The organism is Streptomyces sedi (assembly GCF_006335015.1).
Lineage (GTDB): Bacteria > Actinomycetota > Actinomycetes > Streptomycetales > Streptomycetaceae > Streptomyces > Streptomyces sedi.
The window spans coordinates 50,777-67,550 of the sequence record NZ_VDGT01000017.1 but is presented as its reverse complement, the minus strand read 5'-3'; the positions used below and the strand labels follow the sequence as shown (position 1 = coordinate 67,550).

The window sequence follows — 16,774 nt, the reverse complement described above, 5'->3', positions numbered from 1 at the left end:
CCGGGGCCTTCGCCGGCGAAGCGCCGGCCGCACTGTCCGAGCCGTCTGATGTACTGGCCGGATGAGTGAGGCCGGCGCTTCGTCGCGTCCGGAGGACCGTCCGGAGAAGTCGCACCCCGAGGAGGGGCCCGAGCAGCTCGCGTTGATCAGGGCCGCCGTCCGGGAGCGCGCGCTGCCCCGGGCCAGGCCCAGGACCTGGCGGAACGCCCCGCTCGCCGAGCGGCTCCCGGTCGCCCGCGTCCTGGTCGACAAGGGGCTGATCCATCTCGACCGCTGCTTCGACTACGCGGTTCCCGCCGCGCTCGACGCCGACGCGCGGCCCGGCGTCAGGGTCCGCGTCCGGTTCGGCGCGGGCCAGCGCGAGGGGAGACGCGAGGGCGGCGGCCTGGTCAACGGGTACGTGGTGGAGCGCCGCGCCGACAGCGACTTCACCGGGGTGCTCGCCCCGCTGGCGCAGGTGCTCTCGCCCGAACCGGTGCTCACCCCCGAGCTGTTGGCGCTCTGCCGCGCCGTCGCCGACCGCTGCGCCGGGGCGTTGGCCGACGTGGTGCGGCTGGCGATCCCGCCCCGGATGGCCAGGGCCGAACGCGCGTCGACGCCCGAGCCGGCCCCGCCGCCCGAGCTGCCCGAGCCCGGCGGATGGACGCGTTACCCGCACGGCGCTGCCTTTCTGACGGCGCTCGCCGAGGGGCGCGTGCCCCGAGCGGTGTGGAGCGCGCTCCCGGGCCCCGGGTGGCCGGCGGAGCTGGCGACCGCGCTGGCCACCACCCTCGCCTCCGGGCGCGGGGCGCTCGCCGTGCTGCCCGACGGCCGGGCCGCCGCCCGCGTCGACGAGGCGCTGACCGCGCTGCTCGGCGCCGGCCACCATGTGCTGCTGACCGCCGACTCCGGCCCCGAGGCGCGCTACCGGCGGTGGCTCACCCTCCACCGGGGGGCGGTGCGCTGCGTCGTCGGCACCAGGGCCGCGATGTTCGCGCCGGTCCGCTCGTTGGGGCTCGTCGCCCTCTGGGACGACGGCGACCCGGCACACCGCGACGTGCACGCGCCCCAACCGCACGCCCGCGACGTGCTGTTGCTGCGCGCCGCCCAGCAGGACGCGGGGCTGCTGCTGGGCGGCCACGCCCACTCGGCCGAGGCGGCGCGGCTGGTGCGCGGCGGCTGGGCCAGGCCGTTGGCGCCGGCGCGGGAGACCCTCCGCACGGCCGCCCCGCTGCTGCGCACCGTCGCGGAGGAGGACGAGGCGCGGGACGAGGGCGCGCGGTTCGCGCGGCTGCCGACGCTGGCCTGGCGGGCGCTGCGCGACGGGCTGGCCAGCGGGCCGGTGCTGGTCCAGGTGCCGCGCCGCGGGTACGCGCCCCGGCTGGCCTGCGCCCGCTGCCGCGAGCCGGCGCGCTGCGCGGGCTGCCGGGGGCCGCTGGTGTCGGTCGGCGAGGGGGAGGAGCTGCGCTGCGGCTGGTGCGGCACGGCCCGGGCGGACTGGCACTGCGAGGAGTGCGGCGGGCCGCGGCTGCGGGCCGTGGTGATCGGCGCGCGGCGCACCGCCGAGGAGTTGGGCCGCGCCTTCCCCGGTGTGCCGGTGCGCACCTCGGGCCGGGACCATGTGCTGGCCACCGTGCCGGACGAGCCGGCGCTGGTCGTCAGCACCCCCGGGGCCGAGCCGGTCGCCGAGGGCCCGGGCTACGCGGCCGTGCTGCTGCTCGACGGCTGGGCGCTGCTGGGCCGCCCCGACCTGCGGGCCGGCGAGGAGGCGTTGCGCCGCTGGCTCAACGCGGCTGCGCTGGCCAGGGGGCGGGAAGCGGGCGGCGTCGCGGTGGCGTTGGCGGAGCCGACGCTGCGGCCGGTGCAGTCGCTGGTCCGCTGGGACCCGGCCGGGCACGCGCTGCGCGAGCTGGCCGACCGGGAGGCGCTCGGCTTCCCACCGGTCTCCCGGATGGCGGCGGTCACGGGGCCGCCCGAGGCGGTGGCCGGGCTGCTCTCCGTCGCCGAACTCCCCTCCACCGCCGACGTGTTGGGCCCGGTGCCGCTGCCGGTACCCCCGGCCGGGCGCCCCCGCAGGACGGGGGAGCCGCCGGCCGGCGAGCAGTGGGACCGCGTGCTGGTCCGCGTCCCCCCCGACGAGGGCGGCGCGCTGGCCGCCGCGCTGAAGACGGCGCGGGCCCACCGCCTCACCCACCGCGAGGGGCCCCCGGCCTGGGTCCGGATGGACCCGGACGACATCGGCTGACCGCCCACCGGCCGGGCGCCGGCGGGCGGGACGACGGCGGCTCCCGGCCGGCCGGGACCGGTCCGCGCCGAGCGCGGTCAGCCGCCGCGCTGGCCGGGAAGACTGTGCGCCTCGGACCCCGACGCCTGCGCGGCGGCGGTCGGCGCCGGCTGGGCCCGGCGCGCCGCCGGGACCGCGGGGGCGCTCACCGTGCCGACCGGGGCCTCCCGTCCCCCGGCCGGCGGCGGCGACACCGGCCGCCGCGCGCCGTAACGCCGGTGCACCGCCTGCTTGGTGACCCCCAGCGCCGAACCCACCGCGTCCCAGGAGAAGCCCAGCGAACGGTCGAAGTCGACCGCCGCCGTGACCAGCGCCTCGACGCTGTCGCGCAACTCCTGCGCCAGTCGCACGGTGGGCGCGGGAGCGCGGCCGTAGACCACGAAACCGGCCGAGGGGCCGGTGCGGCGTGGTCGGTAGACGTTGCCCAACTGCGCGGTGAGCGTACGCAGGGCGTCCACCTGGCGGCGTACCCGCTCGATATCGCGTACCAGCAGATGCAGGCTGGCCCGCGCCTGAGCGTCAGGGGTGGCGTGGTCGGCCATGAACAAGCCTCTCGAACCGGCGGAAAGGAAGGGACAGGGCGTGGCGGCCCCGCCGACGGTCAACATCCATTGACCGACTCCCTTGCCCAACGCGTCACAAGGCGCCGGGGTCACGCCCTCGCCGCGCATCGTCAACACGGCGGAGCGCACGCCCACCGACCCTGCGCCCCCCGATGCCCCCGGGCGCACCACCTCGCCGTGGAACGTAGACTCTGCGGGCGCTCACCCCGTTCGCCGGGGTTCCGTTGGAGATTCGTCCGAGAGGTCACCCACGCACGATGAGGCTCGCACCACCGCTGAGGAGCGCAGAATGAGGCTGGTCTTCGCAGGCACCCCCGAGGTCGCCGTTCCCGCGCTGGACGCCCTGCTGGCGTCCGACCGGCACGAGGTCGTCGCCGTGGTCACCCGCCCCGACGCTCCCGCCGGCCGTGGCCGCCGGCTGGTCGCCAGCCCGATCGCCGACCGGGCCGCCGAGGCCGGGATCGAGATCCTGCGCCCCCGCCGCCCCAAGGAGCCCGAGTTCCTGGCCAGGCTGGCCGAGATCGCCCCCGACTGCTGCCCGGTGGTCGCCTACGGCGCCCTGCTGCCCAGGGCCGCGCTCGACGTGCCGGCCCGGGGCTGGGTCAACCTCCACTTCTCGCTGCTGCCCGCCTGGCGCGGCGCCGCGCCCGTGCAGCACGCGCTGCTCGCCGGCGACGAGATGACCGGCGCGAGCACCTTCCAGATCGAGGAGGGCCTGGACTCCGGACCCGTCTACGGCGTGGTCACCGAGGAGGTCCGCCCTCTCGACACCAGCGGTGACCTGCTGACCCGGCTGGCGCTCGCCGGTTCCGGGCTGCTGGCCGCCACCATGGACGGCATCGAGGACGGCACCCTCGTCCCGCGACCCCAGCCGGCCGAGGGCGTCAGCCTCGCGCCCAAGCTCCACGTCGCCGACGCCGAGGTCGACTGGACGGCACCCGCCGTCCGCGTCGACCGGGTGGTGCGCGCGTGCACCCCGGCGCCCGGCGCCTGGAGCACGTTCCGCGGCGAACGGATCAAGCTGCGCCAGGTCAGCCAGCTCCCCGACCAACCCGCCCTGGAGCCGGGCGAGTTGCGAGCCGACAAGCGCACCGTGCGGGTCGGCACCGGCTCCCACCCCGTCGAGCTGGCCTGGGTCCAGCCGCAGGGCAAGCGGCCCATGCCGGCCGCCGACTGGGCGCGCGGGGTGCGCGTCACCGAGGGCGAACGACTCGGCGGCTGACCGGCCCGCGCCCCGTACCCTGGACAAACGGCCGTCCGCCACCCGCGCGGAGGGCCCGCGAACCCCGTTCCCCGCACACCGTCGGAGTCAACGTTCCGTGAGCAGTCGGCAGCGCCGCCCGTCCAAGCCCTACCACCGTCCCCAGCGGGACCCCGCGCGCATCCTCGCCTTCGAGGCGCTGCGCGCGGTGGACGAACGCGACGCCTACGCCAACCTGGCGCTGCCGCCGCTGCTCGCCCGCGCCAAGCGGGAGGGCACCCTCGACGACCGGGACGCCGCCTTCGTCACCGAGCTGGTCTACGGCACCCTGCGCCACCAGGGCACCTATGACGCGGTCCTCGCCGAGTGCGTGGACCGGCCGCTGCGCGAGGTCGACCCGCCCGTCCTCGACGTGCTTTCGCTCGGCGCCCACCAGCTGCTGGCCACCCGCGTCCCGACCCACGCGGCGGTGAGCTCGACCGTCGAGCTGGCCCGCTGCGTGGTGGGCGACGGCCGCGCCAAGTTCGTCAACGCCGTGCTGCGCCGCGTCACCGCCCACGACCTGGACGGCTGGATCACGCTGCTGGCGCCCCCCTACGACCGCGACCCCGAGGGCCACCTCGGACTGCGCCACGCCCACCCGCGCTGGGTGGTCGGCGCCCTGTGGGACGCGCTGGGCGGGGAGCGCGAGGAGGTCGAACGCCTGCTGGTCGCCGACAACGAGCGCCCCCGTGTCACGCTCGCCGCGCGCCCCGGGCGCAGCACCCCTGAGGAGCTGCTGGCCGGCCAGGGCGCCGAGCCGGGACGCTGGTCGCCGCAGGCCGTGCGGCTGGCCGAGGGCGGCGAGCCGGGCGCCGTGCCGGCCGTCGTCGAGGGCCGCGCTGGCGTCCAGGACGAGGGCAGCCAGCTGGTCGCCCTGGCCCTGGCCAACGCGCCGCTCGCCGAGGGGCCCGACCGCCGCTGGCTCGACGGCTGCGCGGGACCCGGCGGCAAGGCCGCCCTCCTCGCCGCCCTCGCCGCCGAACGCGGCGCCGCCCTGGTCGCCAGCGAAATCCAGCCACACCGCGCCCGGTTGGTCTCCCGCGCGCTGGCCGGCAACCCCGGCCCCCACCAGGTGCTGGTCGCCGACGCCGCCCGCCCCGCCTGGCGGCCGGGCACGTTCGACCGCGTGCTGCTCGACGTGCCCTGCACGGGCCTCGGCGCCCTGCGCCGCCGCCCCGAGGCCCGCTGGCGCCGCCGCCCGGAGGACCTGGACCGGCTCACCGGCCAGCAGCGCGACCTGCTGCGCGCCGGGCTCACCGCGCTGCGCCCCGGCGGGGTCCTCGGCTACGCCACCTGCTCCCCGCACCTCAGCGAGACCCGGCTGGTCGTCGCCGACGTCCTCAAGGGACTGACCGACATCGCGGTCGAACGCGTCGACGCCCGCCCGCTGCTGCCCGGCGTTCCCGAGCTGGGCGACGGGCCCGACGTGCAGCTGTGGCCGCACCGCCACGGCACGGACGCGATGTATCTGGCGCTGCTGCGCAGGGTGGGGTGACGGCGCCCGGCCCCGGCCGGCCGATGTTGAATACTGGGGGCATGGCCCAGATCAACCCCAGCATCCTGTCCGCCGACTTCGCCCGCCTCGCCGACGAGGCGAACGCCGTCGAGGGCGCGGACTGGCTCCATGTCGACGTGATGGACAACCACTTCGTGCCCAACCTGACGCTGGGCGTGCCCGTGGTCCAGTCCCTGCGGAAGGCGACCGGCATCCCGCTGGACTGCCATCTGATGATCGAGGACCCCGACCGCTGGGCCCCGGCCTTCGTCGAGGCGGGCGCCGGGTCGGTGACCTTCCACGCCGAGGCCGCCGCCGCGCCCGTGCGGCTGGCCAGGGAGATCCGCGCGCTGGGCGCGCGCGCCTCGATGGCGCTCAAGCCGGCCACGCCGATCGAGCCGTTCGAGGACCTGCTGCCCGAGCTGGACATGCTGCTGGTGATGACGGTCGAACCGGGCTTCGGCGGCCAGGCGTTCCTCGACATCATGCTCCCCAAGATCCGCCGCACCAGGGCGTTGATCGAACGCCACGGGCTGCCGATGTGGCTCCAGGTCGACGGCGGGGTCTCGGCCGAGACCATCGAGCGCTGCGCCGAGGCCGGCGCCGACGTCTTCGTCGCCGGCTCCGCCGTCTACGGCGCGGACGACCCGGCCGCCGCCGTGCGCGGCCTGCGCGCCGCCGCCGAACGCGCCGCCGGGAGCCGGGAGGACGCCCAAGGCCGGTGAACGGGGCGGCCTTTCTTCTGCGAGGATGAACGCGGAACGTGACCGGGGACACAGTGTCCGACGAACAGTGAGGTGAGTGCGGTGCCGACCGGAAGGTCCGCCACGAGGATGGGGCCCGCCGAGCTGATGCAGGCGGCGGCGATGGCACGGCGCTTCTACCTTGAGGGCAAGTCCAAGATCCAGATCGCGGACGAGTTCGGGGTCAGCCGGTTCAAGGTCGCCAGGGTGCTGGAGTCGGCCGTCGAGCAGGAGCTGGTCCGGATCGAGATCCGGGTGCCGTCCGAGCTGGACGCGGAACGCTCCGACGCGCTGCGCGCCCACTTCGGGCTGCGGCACGTCGTGGTCGCCGAGTCACCGACGGAGGCACCGGACGACACCCCCGACCCGGAGCATCTGGGCGAAGTGGCCGCCGAGTTGCTGGAGGAGCTGGTCGCCGAGGGCGACGTGCTCGGCCTGGCGTGGGGGCGCTCCACCATCCACATGGCGGCGGCGCTGCGCGAGCTGGCGCCGTGCACCGTGGTGCAGCTGACCGGCGTCTACGACGCGGGCGCCGAGCGCGGCTCGGTCGAGGCGGTCCGCAGGGCGGCCGACGTCTCCGGCGGCGAGGCCCACCCCATCTACGCGCCCATGCTGCTCTCGGACGCCGGCACCGCGGCGGCGCTCCGCGCCCAGCCGGGCATCGCCGCCGCCTTCGACTACTTCGACAAGGTCACCATCGCCGCCGTCTCCATCGGCACCTGGGAGGCCGGGATCTCCACCGTCCACGACATGCTGGGTAAGGAGGAGCGCGACCACTACGCCTCGCTGGGCGTCGCGGCCGAGATGTCGGCGCACCTCTTCTCGTCCGACGGCCGACGCATCGGCCGCGACCTGGGGGAACGCTGCATCACCGTCGAGCCGGAGCGGCTGCGCCGGGTGCCCGAGGTGGTCGCGATCGCCGGCGGTCGCCGCAAGGCGGGCGCGATCGACGCAGTCCTGCGCTCCGGGCTGGTCACCAGCCTGGTCACCGACGCCGCCGCCGCCGACCTGCTGCTCTCCACCCCGGCCCCGGCCCCGGCCTGCCCGGCCCTGGACCGCGCCGACCCCGACCGCTGAGGGCCGCCGCGGGCGGGGGCCGGCGGGGACGTGCCCTAGCGGAACAGGCCGTAGAGATCCTTGGTCCGACGCTCCTGCCGCATGACGGGGGCCGCGGCGGGGCGGACATAGAGCGCGGGTGTCAGCCGGTATCCGTTGCCTCGCACCGATTCCCGGTCCGCCGACGCGCAGAGGCCGGGGATGTCCTCGTAGCCCTGCTGACGAAGGCTGCCGAAGGGGGTGCCACGCCAGGCGTGGTAGGCGCGCGTGATCGTGTCGAGTGCCGTGTCGTTCAGGAACAGCTGCCCTCCAGGGGCCACTGAGCCGAGTTCCGTGGCATCGATGAAGAGGATCGTTCGCTCGCGGCTGTCGCGCGTGATGCCGTGCTGTGGCTGCCGCCCTTTCGAAAGCACCCACAGACGCGCCGGAACGCCGGTGGTGGAGAAGAGCCGCGGGGGGAGCGCCACCACGCAGTCCACGAGGTTCTCCTCGACCAGGGCACGGCCAGTTGCTTCCTCCTCTCGCTGTTCAGCGGCTGAGGAGGGGGCGGCGAGCACAACGCCGGCGGTGCCGCGCTCGCTGAGCTTCGAGACCGCCAACCGGAGCCAGGCGGAGCTGGTGCGGAACGCGCTGTGCCCGCCATCGGGCCACCGGCCTACGGGTGGGACAGGGGGCGCGGCCAGGACGAAGTCGGCCCTCAGATCGGGATGCAGGTCGTCGACGGCGGCGTCGGCCTCCCGGTGGCCCAGATCGCCGTCGATACCGTGGACGGCGAGGCGTAGCTTTGCCAGGCCCCACGCCGAGCGTCGGGCTTCCTGCCCGTAGATCGAGACCTCGGCCTGAGAGCGCACGGTCCTGACGGCGTCGAAGGCCGCGGCCCGCACCAGCATCTCCCCTGTGCCGCAGATCGGGTCGTACACCTGGCCCGAGCGTGGCTCAAGAAGGTTCACGACCAGGCGGGGAATCGAGGAAGGAACGGAGATGTCGTCGGCTCTTCGGGCCTCAGCGCGGGTGAGTCTTTCGAGGAGGTACTCGAAGAGGGAAGCCAGCTTCTCCCGTGCGGCCTCGGCTGTATCGCCGAAGTCCGGGCCGTCGACGATGGCGACGAGCTCCGCCAGTTGTCGTTCCTCGATGGAGCGGTGTCCGAAGCGTGTCAGTGGAACGCCGCTCAGGGAGGCATCAACCCGGGCGAGTCCGTCCATCGCGGCGTCGACTCGTTGGCCGAGGCCCTTTCTCCGTGCGTCGGCAGCGAGCGAGGACCAGGGGGTCACGCTGGTGGCCTGTACCTGAGAGGAGGGTTCCTCGCCGCGTCTCCTCCGGAGGATCTCGGAGGCACCCCTGAGGAAGAGCAGGGAAAGCACGAACTCCTTGTACCGGGGCGGAGGGACACTGCCGCGCGCCCGCTCGACGGTGTCCCAGAGCCCCGCGGCCTCAGTGTGTGCGGGGGAGCCCGGCGGTTCTGCCGGGATGATTGGCCCCTGCGCGGGGGGTGACATCGGGCGGACCAACTCCTCTCACTCTCGGTACCCTTCCGGAAGCGGTACGGTGACGGGTGTCGGTGAATTCGGTCCATCAAGGCTAGCGCTGCGGGGAGTGCGGGATGGCGGGAATCGGACTGGCGGCGGCCATCGAGGAGTTGCGGCAGGAGCTGTACGAGGCGCAGACCGTCGGGTCCGGCCAACAGTTCGCGTTCGGGATCGAGGACGTCGAGCTCGAACTGCTTCTGGAGTTACGCGACAGCGGCAAGGGCGACGGCAAGCTCGCATTCGGCGTCGCGTCCGCGGAGGTGAGCGGTGAGCGTTCCACAGCACGTACCCACAGACTGACCCTGAGGCTGTCGGTCCACGACCGGGCCATCGGCGGCTCCGGGCCGGAGATCGGCGACGACCTCGCTGGGTCCTGGGACGAGGAGTGAGATGGACCCGCGTAGGCTCGCGCTCCTCCGCTGCGGCACAGCGCGGCAGCGTCACAGCACCGGTTCCGGCTACCTGGTCGCGCCACGACTGGTACTGACCGCGAGGCATGTCCTGGTGGACAGACATACGGGCGTCACCTGGCCGGAGATCCATGTCACGACGGGGCATCCCGGCGCCGGGGACACCGCTCGGACCAGGGCACGCGTCGCGTGGATGCCGCAGGACGACCCCGACGTCGCCCTCCTTCGACTGGATGACCCGGTGGAGGTACCGGGAAGCGTCCGATGGGGGCATCCCGTGGGGCGGACACCGCTGCGGTACGAAGGACTCGGCTTTCCTCTGGCCAGCTCGAACGGGAGGCGCGACGCGGAACATCTCCGGGGGGACTTACCGCCGCTCTCCTCGGGGGTCCGTGACTGCCACGTACTCGACCAGGATCCGGTGCCGGAGCCTCGCGAGGACGGCCGGGCCGCCTGGGCGGGAGTCTCGGGTGCGGCGATCTTCTGCGACGACCATCTTGTCGGAGTCGTAGTCGAGAACTACCGGTCTTACGGCACACGCCGTCTGCTCGCCTGCTCCGCGAAGGCTCTGCTGGGGCAGAGGGAGTTCCACGAATGCCTTCAGCGATACGGCGGGGAGCCACCCCGCCTTGTGGAGGTCGGTGCACCGCTGCCGAAGGCTCCGCTTGCGGGCGAATTCGCCCGGGTCGGAAAGATGATCGAGCAGGTGCTGTGGCCCATGCTCGGCGGTCCTGAGACCTGTGCGGCCCACGGACGCGCTCTGGCGCACCAGTTGGGGGCCAGAGTTCCCGCCGGCTACGCCCCCTCCCTGGACGACCTGCTGGCACTGATCGCGGCTCATCCCCGGGCTCTCGCCACTCTGAGTGGCAGCCTGTCTCCCGTCCTCGGCAACGATGTCGAGAGAGCGCGGCTGACGGCTCTGCTGGCGCGGGTTCGGGCGCTCGGATTCGGTGCCATGCTGTCGTACGAGGAGCACGAACAACTGCTGGACCTGCTGCGCGGTATCTGCGCGGAGCAGCCGTCCCTGATCCCGCGTTGTGCGCGGGAAGCCCTCCGGTACGGCTGCCTGCCGGAGGTGCTCTCTCACCCACTGCTTCGGGTCGAGGATCTGGAGACGGCCGTCGAGGCTGGGGAGACGCTGCCGGACAGCAGCGGCGTGAGGAGCGGAAGTTCGCCGGTGCCCGCCCTGCTGCGCCTCACCGAGCACATCGCGGCGGCCGTGGCGGATGAGCGGACCGTTGCCCTGCGGTCGTGGGCGAACGGTGTGGCGGACCGGATGGGCATTCGCCCGGAAGCCCTCGACGAGCGTCGCGCCGACGCCGAGGATTGGGCGCTTCAGCAGCTGCCTCCGGTGATACGGGTGGTTCTGGAGCTGAGCGCCGACGAGGAGGCCGCGGACGAGCGTTACCTTTCCCGGATCCTCCTGGCACGACACGATGGCACCCACACCGTGCTTCGGGAGCCTGAGACCGTCTCACGGACGCCACAGGAGGTCGCGCGTCGGCTGCGGGACGCGGTCGAGGGCGTGACCAGCGAGCCGGGTCAGGAGGAACACGTTCCCTGGGTGACGATCCTGGTCGGCCGGGAGGGGCTGCGGCTGGCCGTGGACGAGTGGAATCCGGGGCCACCCAATGAGTTCGTCCCCGAGCAGCCCATCGGAGTCGAGTACCGACTGACGTTGAGCTGCCCCGAGATGAGCAAACTCGTGGCAACCCGCGATCGGGACCAGCGACGTCGCTGGGCCGGTGGCCGGTCGAGGACGCTGGTCACGGACCCGTCCTGCGCCAGTTCACGACAGCTGACCCGGGTGCTGCAGCACGGTCACCGGGACGCGACACGGGTCGTGCTCCACGGCACCCGTGAGCAGCGGACTTCGCTGCTCCAGGTCTGTCTGGCGCTGGGGGTCCCGGTCGTCCTCTGGGATCGTGAGGCCGACTCGTACGAGGACGCCCCGAGGCTACGGACACTCGACCCCACTGGCCCGTTGGCCGATCTGCCCGAACGGGTACGGAAGGCACGGGGCGAGGCTTTCGACGCCCCGGCGGTGAACCTGCCCCGCCCCGCCCTGGTGTGGGAGCAGGAGTCCTCACCTGAACCGCGAATCCTGCGACTCAGGGACCCCGAGAAGGGAAGTCACCTCTCATGACGACAGAGCCCCGCAACGGTGGCCGCCGGGGTCCTGGTGACGACTCATGGCGGCTCTTCCGTGGAGACGGAAGCTCACACGAGACTCCTTTTCCGGAAGCACCGCCGTGGCGCAAGTTCGCGCCCGAAGAACCGGGGGACGGCCGCCGCGGTACTCACCCCATGCCGTATCTCATCAGCCGGGACGAGGCCGACATCGTCAACGCGGCTCTCCACCTGCGACGGCCTCTGCTGGTCACCGGCCACCCCGGCACTGGTAAGTCGTCGCTGGCACATGCCATCGCGCACGAACTAGCGCTCGGCCGTGTGCTGCGCTGGCCGGTGAACAGCCGCTCGACTCTGCAGGACGGCCTCTACCAGTACGACGCGGTCGGTCGACTCCGGGAGGCGAACCTGCGCCGTGACGCGACATCCCCGGAGCCGGGCATCGGACAGTACGTGCGCCTCGGCCCCTTGGGCAACGCACTCGTGCCCCGCGAACGTCCCAGGGTGCTGCTGGTCGACGAACTGGACAAGGGCGACGTTGACCTACCCAACGACCTGCTCACGGTGTTCGAGGAGGGTGAGTTCTCGATCCCGGAACTCACCCGGCTTTCGGAGGACCGCACGCCCGTTCTCGTGCAGACCGACGACCCGGATGCTCCGACTCCCGTCCTACGCGGTCGGTTGCGCTGTCGGGAGTTTCCCGTCGTCGTCATCACCAGCAACGGGGAACGGGACTTTCCCCCCGCCTTTCTCCGGCGCTGTGTCCGACTGGACATCCCGGAGCCCGACGAGAACCGCCTTCGCGAGATCGTCGCGGCACACCTCGGCGGCGACGCGCTGGAGGGGGTGGACGACCTGCTGGAGTCGTTTCTCAATCGCCGGGCCGCCGGCGAGCTGGCCACCGACCAGCTGCTGAATGCCGTCTTCCTCCGCAAGGGAGGCGTGGAACTCGACGCGAAGGCGCTGCTTGACGCCGTCCTGCACGAACTTGGTGGGGCAGTGTGAGGCTATGCCGGGGCGACTGAGGGAAGTCATGAGCGCCGCAGGGGTGGAGCTCTCCGAGGAAGAACTCCTCGACGTCCTGTGGCTTGCCGCGAAGCTGCCGGCGGACGTGCCGTTGGTCCGGGCCGTCGCGCGGACCTCTTCCCCCCGGCAGACCGAACCCAACCACCGGAAACCGACGGCTGAGTCCTTGCCGCACGCACGCGAGGCTCCGAGGTCACTCGCGCGGCCCGAGACTCCTCCTGGTCCCGGCCGGCCCCTGCACGCTGCCGCGAGGGCACGAGCGGGTGCGGTACCAGAGTCTGAGACTGAGGAGCGCAGGGTCCTGCCGGTCCGAGTCTCGGACGGCCGCGCCCTCCGATCCGGAGCACGCCCCCTGGGCAAGGCTCTCCGCCCCCTGAGGCAGCGATTTCCGGACCCTCGGCAACGTGAGCTGGACGTCGCGGGGACGGTCGCTGCCATGGCCGAGACCGGACTCCCCGAAACCGTCACCCGGCCCAGCCGGAGCCGTTGGCTCTCCCTCACACTGCTTGTCGACGACGGCGTGTCCATGGTGCTGTGGCAGCGTCTCGCAGCCGAGGTGCGCACTCTGATGGAACGCGTGGGGGCCTTCCGTCACATCAGGGTTCACGGGCTCGAAACTCGTGGTCCCCAAGCTCCGCGCCTGCACTCCCGCCCCTTCGGCAGGCGCGGGCCGCACCAGCCCATGACGAGCGTGAGCGATCCAACAGGGGACGCGCTCGTGCTCATCGTCAGCGACGGTGTTGGTGCTGCCTGGTGGGACGGCAGGATGCGTGCGGTGACGGAGTTCTGCGCGCGCCGAGGCCCTGTCGCCATCGTGCACGCGTTACCCGCCCGGCTCTGGTCGGGTTCCGGTATCGAGACGCAACGATGGCGCGTCACCAGCCTCCGCCGCGGCGGCCCCAATGCCGCCTGGCACCTGGCTGATCCGGTGTTGCCTGCCGAGCTAGCCAGTTTCGATTCCGTACCGGTGCCGGTCCTCTCGCCGACCCCCGAATCCTTCGCTGATTGGGCCTCCCTCATCGCATCACCCGGAGCGAGTACCCTTCTTCCCCTTTGGAGCGGCGCGGTACGTGGGACGAGCTTTCCTTCTTCCGACGCCCCGTGGGAAGAGGACGAAGCGGCGTCCGTTCTGCGGTTCCGGGACCTGGCGTCTCCCGAGGCGTATCGGTTGGCCGGGCATCTCGCGGCATGTGCTCCCCTCAGTCCGCCGGTGATGCGGCTGATCCAGTCGGCGTTGGGGCCGCCCACTGACGAGGGGCATGTGGTCGAGGTGTTCCTGGGCGGGCTGATGCGCTCGGTGGAAGAACCGGATGCCGAGACCCGTCTGCCCCACCAACGGCTGTTCGACTTCACCGGAGAGGCACGCCGTCTTCTGCTCGGAGCGGTCCCCACACCTGAGCTGCTGCGTACCACCCGGATCGTGGCCGACTTGTTGAAGGACGGCGCGGGTCGTTCTCCGAGTTTCCGGGCCTGGGCCGGACATCCGCGAGGTTCCGCGGCGGTAGGGGAGGCCGACCAGCCCTTCGGCTGGATGGAGGATCGGCTGCTACGCCGGCTCGGCGTGCCGAGGGCCGATCTCCGACCAGCCGGTGCGGAGTCGCACCCCCTGTCGACTGAGCGCCCCACCCCTCGGGAGGCCGTACTGACGTCGAGGAGCGGACCCGGGCACCTCAGCTTGAGGGCACCTCTTGGCTGGTCGCCGCTTCGACCGGGAGATCCAGGAAGGCTAGGCCGCTACAGGCTGGTCGCCCGCAGCGAATCCGGCTGGAACGCTCTGCGTATGTACCTCGCTCGCGACGACACAGGGGCGGCGGTGACCTTGCGCTCCGCGGCTCCTTCCCTTCCCGTCTTCATGGCAAAGGAGCTCCTGCGCACGGAGGCGGACTGCCTTACGCGTATGGATGGGATCCATGCGCCTCGCCTGTTGGCTCTCTGGGACGAGGACGCCGACGGTCCTCCTTGGCTGGCCGCCACGTATGTCAGCCGCCGTGAACTGGACGAGGAGTCCGGGCCCGCACCCAACCTGCGGGCTGTGTTCGGAGCCCAACACGCGGGAAAAGGCGTCGATCTCGCACTCTTCCGACGTGTCGCGCGTGATCTGGTTACCGCGGTGGCCCGAGCACACCGTCTCGGTCTAGCCCATGGCGCACTCGTGCCGAAAGCCGTGCTTGTCACCGACCACGGTGTGCGACTGATCGGATGGATCACTGCGACGCGGGACGAGGAGCGCAGTCCTCATCTCGATCTGTTCGCACGGGCGGAGTCCGAGTTCATAGCCCCTGAGAGCGGAACCGGCCCGACTCCCGAGGGCGACATGTACTCACTTGGCGCGCTCCTGGCCGCGTGTGCCACCGGGCAATGGGGCTTCGCGCGAGGGGAGGTCGGGATGACCAGCGCTCTCCGTGCCTCCGGGCTCGAACGGGAGGTCGCTGACGGGCTGTTGCGCTGCCTCGACCGCAGCCCCGCCGAGCGGCCGACAGCCGAGCACCTGGTGGAGTTGTTCACGCGGGTCTCCTACAGCTTGGCGGACGCGTCGTCGTCCGGCGCGCTGAGGTCGACGGCCGAGCGCGTCGACGGGCTGAGGGCCGCTGCCCGGAACGGCGTCGGCGCTCGCCCTCTCCTGGGAGAGGGACTAAACGACCTTTCCAACCGTTTGGCAGACGCCGGAGAACACGCGGAGGCACTCGCCGCTGTCGCAGAGGCCGTGGAGATCTACCGGGGCCTGGCGGACGCGGATGCGCCACGTGAGATCCACCGGCCCCAGCTCGCCCGATGTCTCAGCAACCTCTCCGTGCGGCTGGAGAAGACGGGGCGGCACGAAGAAGCTCTTGCGGCGATCATGGAGGCCGTGGAGATCCGCCGGGAACCGACGGAACACCGCGACCTCCACCGCGCCGATCTGGCGACGGTGCTCAACAACCTCTCCAACAGCCTGGCCGAATCGGGACAGGGAGGGGAGGCCTTGGCCGCGATCACCGAGGCAGTGGGCCTGTGGCGAGAGTTGGTTGATCGGCGGGCTGACACCCACCGCCCGGGCCTTGCCATGGGGCTCAATAATCTGTCGAACCGTCTGGGTGAGCAGGGGCGATATGAGGAGGCCTTGGCCGCGATCACCGAGGCCGTGGGGCTCTACCGCGAGATGGACTCGGAAGCGGCAACTGGCGCTCGCCCGCTGCTCGCGACTGGCCTGCACAATCTCGCCATCCGACTCGGCGCCTTGGACCGGCGCGCGGCGGCCCTCTCGATGCTTGACGAGGCCATTGCGCTGCGTCGCCAATTAGTCGATGGCGGACACCGACTCCATGAGGAGGACTTGGCGCACTCGCTCCGCGTCCGGACATGGCTGGAGGGCTAACCGGCCGTTCTCGCCAGCACCGGCTCGATGATCTGCTCGGTGACCCAGTGCGCCACGTTCGGCGGGAAGGGCGCCGGGAGGCTCAGCACGAGGTGGGTGGCGCCGGTGGTCAGCAGGGCCTCGACGGTGGCGCGGGTGGCGGCCGGGTCGGTGTAGGAGACATGGGTCTGCACCGAACGGGTGATCTCCCGTGGGTCGCGGCCGACTTCGGCGCAGGCGGCGTCGAGCTTGCCCGCGCGTTCCCTGATCCGCTCCACGTCGCTGTGCGGGGGACCGGAGATGTTCCACAGGTCGGCGTGCTCGGCGGCGACCTTGAGCAGCCCGTCGCCCGCGCCACCGATCAGCAGCGGCAGCCGCCGGGTCGGGCGGGGCGCGGCGCGGGCGCCGGTGAGGCGGTAGTGGTGGCCGGCGAAGTCGGTGGGGGCGGCGTTCTCCCAGAGGGCGCGGAGGACCTGGCAGCTCTCGGCGAGCCGGGCCAGGCCGACGCCGGGGCTCGGCGGCTCGATGCCGAGCGCGCGGTAGCCGGCGAGCGCCCTGGCCGCCGGGCCCGAGGCGGGCGGGCGGCCGGCGGCGGGGGCCGTGGGGCCCATGCCGAGGCCGACGGTGAGCCGGCCGTCGGAGACGGCCTCCACCGTCGCCGCCATCTTGGCGAGCAGGGCCGGCGGGCGGAGCCGGTTGTTGGAGACCAGCAGCCCCAGGCCGATCCGCTCGGTGGCCGCCGCCAGCGCGGCGAGCGTCGTCCAGCCCTCCAGCGTGGGCCCGGCGGGCGGCCCGAAGAGCGGCGGCAGATGGTCCCACAGCCAGGCGTGCTCGATCCGGTCGATCCGGTCGGCCTCCCGCCAGACGCGCAGCACCTCCGCGTAGTCGGTGTGCGCCGGCGTCGTCTTGATGCCGAAACTGATCCGGCGCCCGAGCCTCGTTCCTTCGGCCATCCGGCCCCCGTCCTCGCTGGTACCGCCGTCGG

At 72.9% G+C, this 16,774-nt stretch carries 12 protein-coding genes; 9 read left to right on the top strand and 3 right to left on the bottom strand.

Annotated features, from left to right (window positions below; translation table 11 throughout):
* Positions 1–61 precede the first annotated feature (61 nt).
* Positions 62–2,224, top strand: coding sequence for a primosomal protein N' (locus FH715_RS20685; protein WP_139647550.1), 2,163 nt, complete (start codon positions 62–64; stop codon positions 2,222–2,224).
* A 77-nt stretch (positions 2,225–2,301) separates the two neighbouring features.
* On the opposite strand, the gene FH715_RS20680 is transcribed toward FH715_RS20685, so the two are convergent.
* Positions 2,302–2,805: a hypothetical protein gene (locus FH715_RS20680; protein WP_139647548.1), complete on the bottom strand. Its 504-nt coding sequence runs from the start codon at positions 2,803–2,805 to the stop codon at positions 2,302–2,304.
* Positions 2,806–3,115: 310 nt separating this feature from the next.
* Here FH715_RS20680 and fmt point away from each other — a divergent pair, with 310 nt between their 5' ends.
* The 4 genes from fmt to FH715_RS20660 all read left to right on the top strand — a co-directional run bounded on the left by fmt (position 3,116) and on the right by FH715_RS20660 (position 7,384).
* Positions 3,116–4,048 (top strand): methionyl-tRNA formyltransferase, encoded by a 933-nt coding sequence (gene fmt / locus FH715_RS20675; protein ID WP_139647546.1) that lies wholly within the window; start codon positions 3,116–3,118, stop codon positions 4,046–4,048.
* Between the two features lie 97 nt (positions 4,049–4,145).
* On the top strand, positions 4,146–5,564 hold the full coding sequence (locus FH715_RS20670) for an RsmB/NOP family class I SAM-dependent RNA methyltransferase (protein WP_139647544.1): 1,419 nt from the start codon (positions 4,146–4,148) through the stop codon (positions 5,562–5,564).
* Between the two features lie 41 nt (positions 5,565–5,605).
* Positions 5,606–6,289, top strand: a complete 684-nt coding sequence (rpe, locus tag FH715_RS20665) for a ribulose-phosphate 3-epimerase (RefSeq protein ID WP_139647542.1) — start codon at positions 5,606–5,608, stop codon at positions 6,287–6,289.
* 108 nt (positions 6,290–6,397) lie between these two features.
* The gene (locus tag FH715_RS20660; RefSeq protein WP_139647678.1) at positions 6,398–7,384 is read left to right on the top strand and encodes a sugar-binding transcriptional regulator; all 987 of its coding nucleotides are present in this window, start codon (positions 6,398–6,400) and stop codon (positions 7,382–7,384) included.
* A 35-nt stretch (positions 7,385–7,419) separates the two neighbouring features.
* Here the strand turns inward: FH715_RS20660 and FH715_RS20655 are convergent, their stop codons facing one another.
* The gene (locus tag FH715_RS20655) at positions 7,420–8,724 is read right to left on the bottom strand and encodes an N-6 DNA methylase (RefSeq protein ID WP_170184783.1); all 1,305 of its coding nucleotides are present in this window, start codon (positions 8,722–8,724) and stop codon (positions 7,420–7,422) included.
* Between the two features lie 239 nt (positions 8,725–8,963).
* On the opposite strand from FH715_RS20655, the gene FH715_RS20650 reads away from it, so the two are divergent.
* From FH715_RS20650 to FH715_RS20635, 4 genes are read left to right on the top strand one after another with little or no spacing between them, the layout of a single operon-like run.
* Complete coding sequence (locus tag FH715_RS20650) at positions 8,964–9,278, top strand: trypco2 family protein (protein WP_139647537.1); 315 nt, start codon at positions 8,964–8,966, stop codon at positions 9,276–9,278.
* A gap of 1 nt (position 9,279) precedes the next feature.
* On the top strand, positions 9,280–11,445 hold the full coding sequence (locus FH715_RS20645) for a VMAP-C domain-containing protein (RefSeq protein ID WP_139647535.1): 2,166 nt from the start codon (positions 9,280–9,282) through the stop codon (positions 11,443–11,445).
* Positions 11,442–12,434: an AAA family ATPase gene (locus FH715_RS20640; RefSeq protein ID WP_139647533.1), complete on the top strand. Its 993-nt coding sequence runs from the start codon at positions 11,442–11,444 to the stop codon at positions 12,432–12,434. The genes FH715_RS20645 and FH715_RS20640 overlap by 4 nt, the downstream gene beginning before the upstream one ends.
* The gene (locus tag FH715_RS20635; RefSeq protein WP_139647531.1) at positions 12,346–15,810 is read left to right on the top strand and encodes a protein kinase family protein; all 3,465 of its coding nucleotides are present in this window, start codon (positions 12,346–12,348) and stop codon (positions 15,808–15,810) included. The genes FH715_RS20640 and FH715_RS20635 overlap by 89 nt, the downstream gene beginning before the upstream one ends.
* Here FH715_RS20635 and FH715_RS20630 read toward each other — a convergent pair.
* Positions 15,807–16,742, bottom strand: a complete 936-nt coding sequence (locus FH715_RS20630) for an LLM class flavin-dependent oxidoreductase (RefSeq protein WP_139647529.1) — start codon at positions 16,740–16,742, stop codon at positions 15,807–15,809. The two genes, FH715_RS20635 and FH715_RS20630, sit on opposite strands and share 4 nt — an antisense overlap.
* Positions 16,743–16,774: the final 32 nt, after the last annotated feature.

Coding starts and splice junctions, on each gene's coding strand:
- FH715_RS20640 (WP_139647533.1), top strand. CDS start 11,442: ATGACGACAGAGCCCCGCAACGGTGGCCGCCGGGGTCCTGGTGACGAC.
- FH715_RS20650 (WP_139647537.1), top strand. CDS start 8,964: ATGGCGGGAATCGGACTGGCGGCGGCCATCGAGGAGTTGCGGCAGGAG.
- FH715_RS20630 (WP_139647529.1), bottom strand. CDS start 16,742: ATGGCCGAAGGAACGAGGCTCGGGCGCCGGATCAGTTTCGGCATCAAG.
- FH715_RS20685 (WP_139647550.1), top strand. CDS start 62: ATGAGTGAGGCCGGCGCTTCGTCGCGTCCGGAGGACCGTCCGGAGAAG.
- FH715_RS20660 (WP_139647678.1), top strand. CDS start 6,398: ATGGGGCCCGCCGAGCTGATGCAGGCGGCGGCGATGGCACGGCGCTTC.
- FH715_RS20680 (WP_139647548.1), bottom strand. CDS start 2,805: ATGGCCGACCACGCCACCCCTGACGCTCAGGCGCGGGCCAGCCTGCAT.
- fmt (WP_139647546.1), top strand. CDS start 3,116: ATGAGGCTGGTCTTCGCAGGCACCCCCGAGGTCGCCGTTCCCGCGCTG.
- FH715_RS20645 (WP_139647535.1), top strand. CDS start 9,280: ATGGACCCGCGTAGGCTCGCGCTCCTCCGCTGCGGCACAGCGCGGCAG.
- rpe (WP_139647542.1), top strand. CDS start 5,606: ATGGCCCAGATCAACCCCAGCATCCTGTCCGCCGACTTCGCCCGCCTC.
- FH715_RS20635 (WP_139647531.1), top strand. CDS start 12,346: ATGCCGTCTTCCTCCGCAAGGGAGGCGTGGAACTCGACGCGAAGGCGC.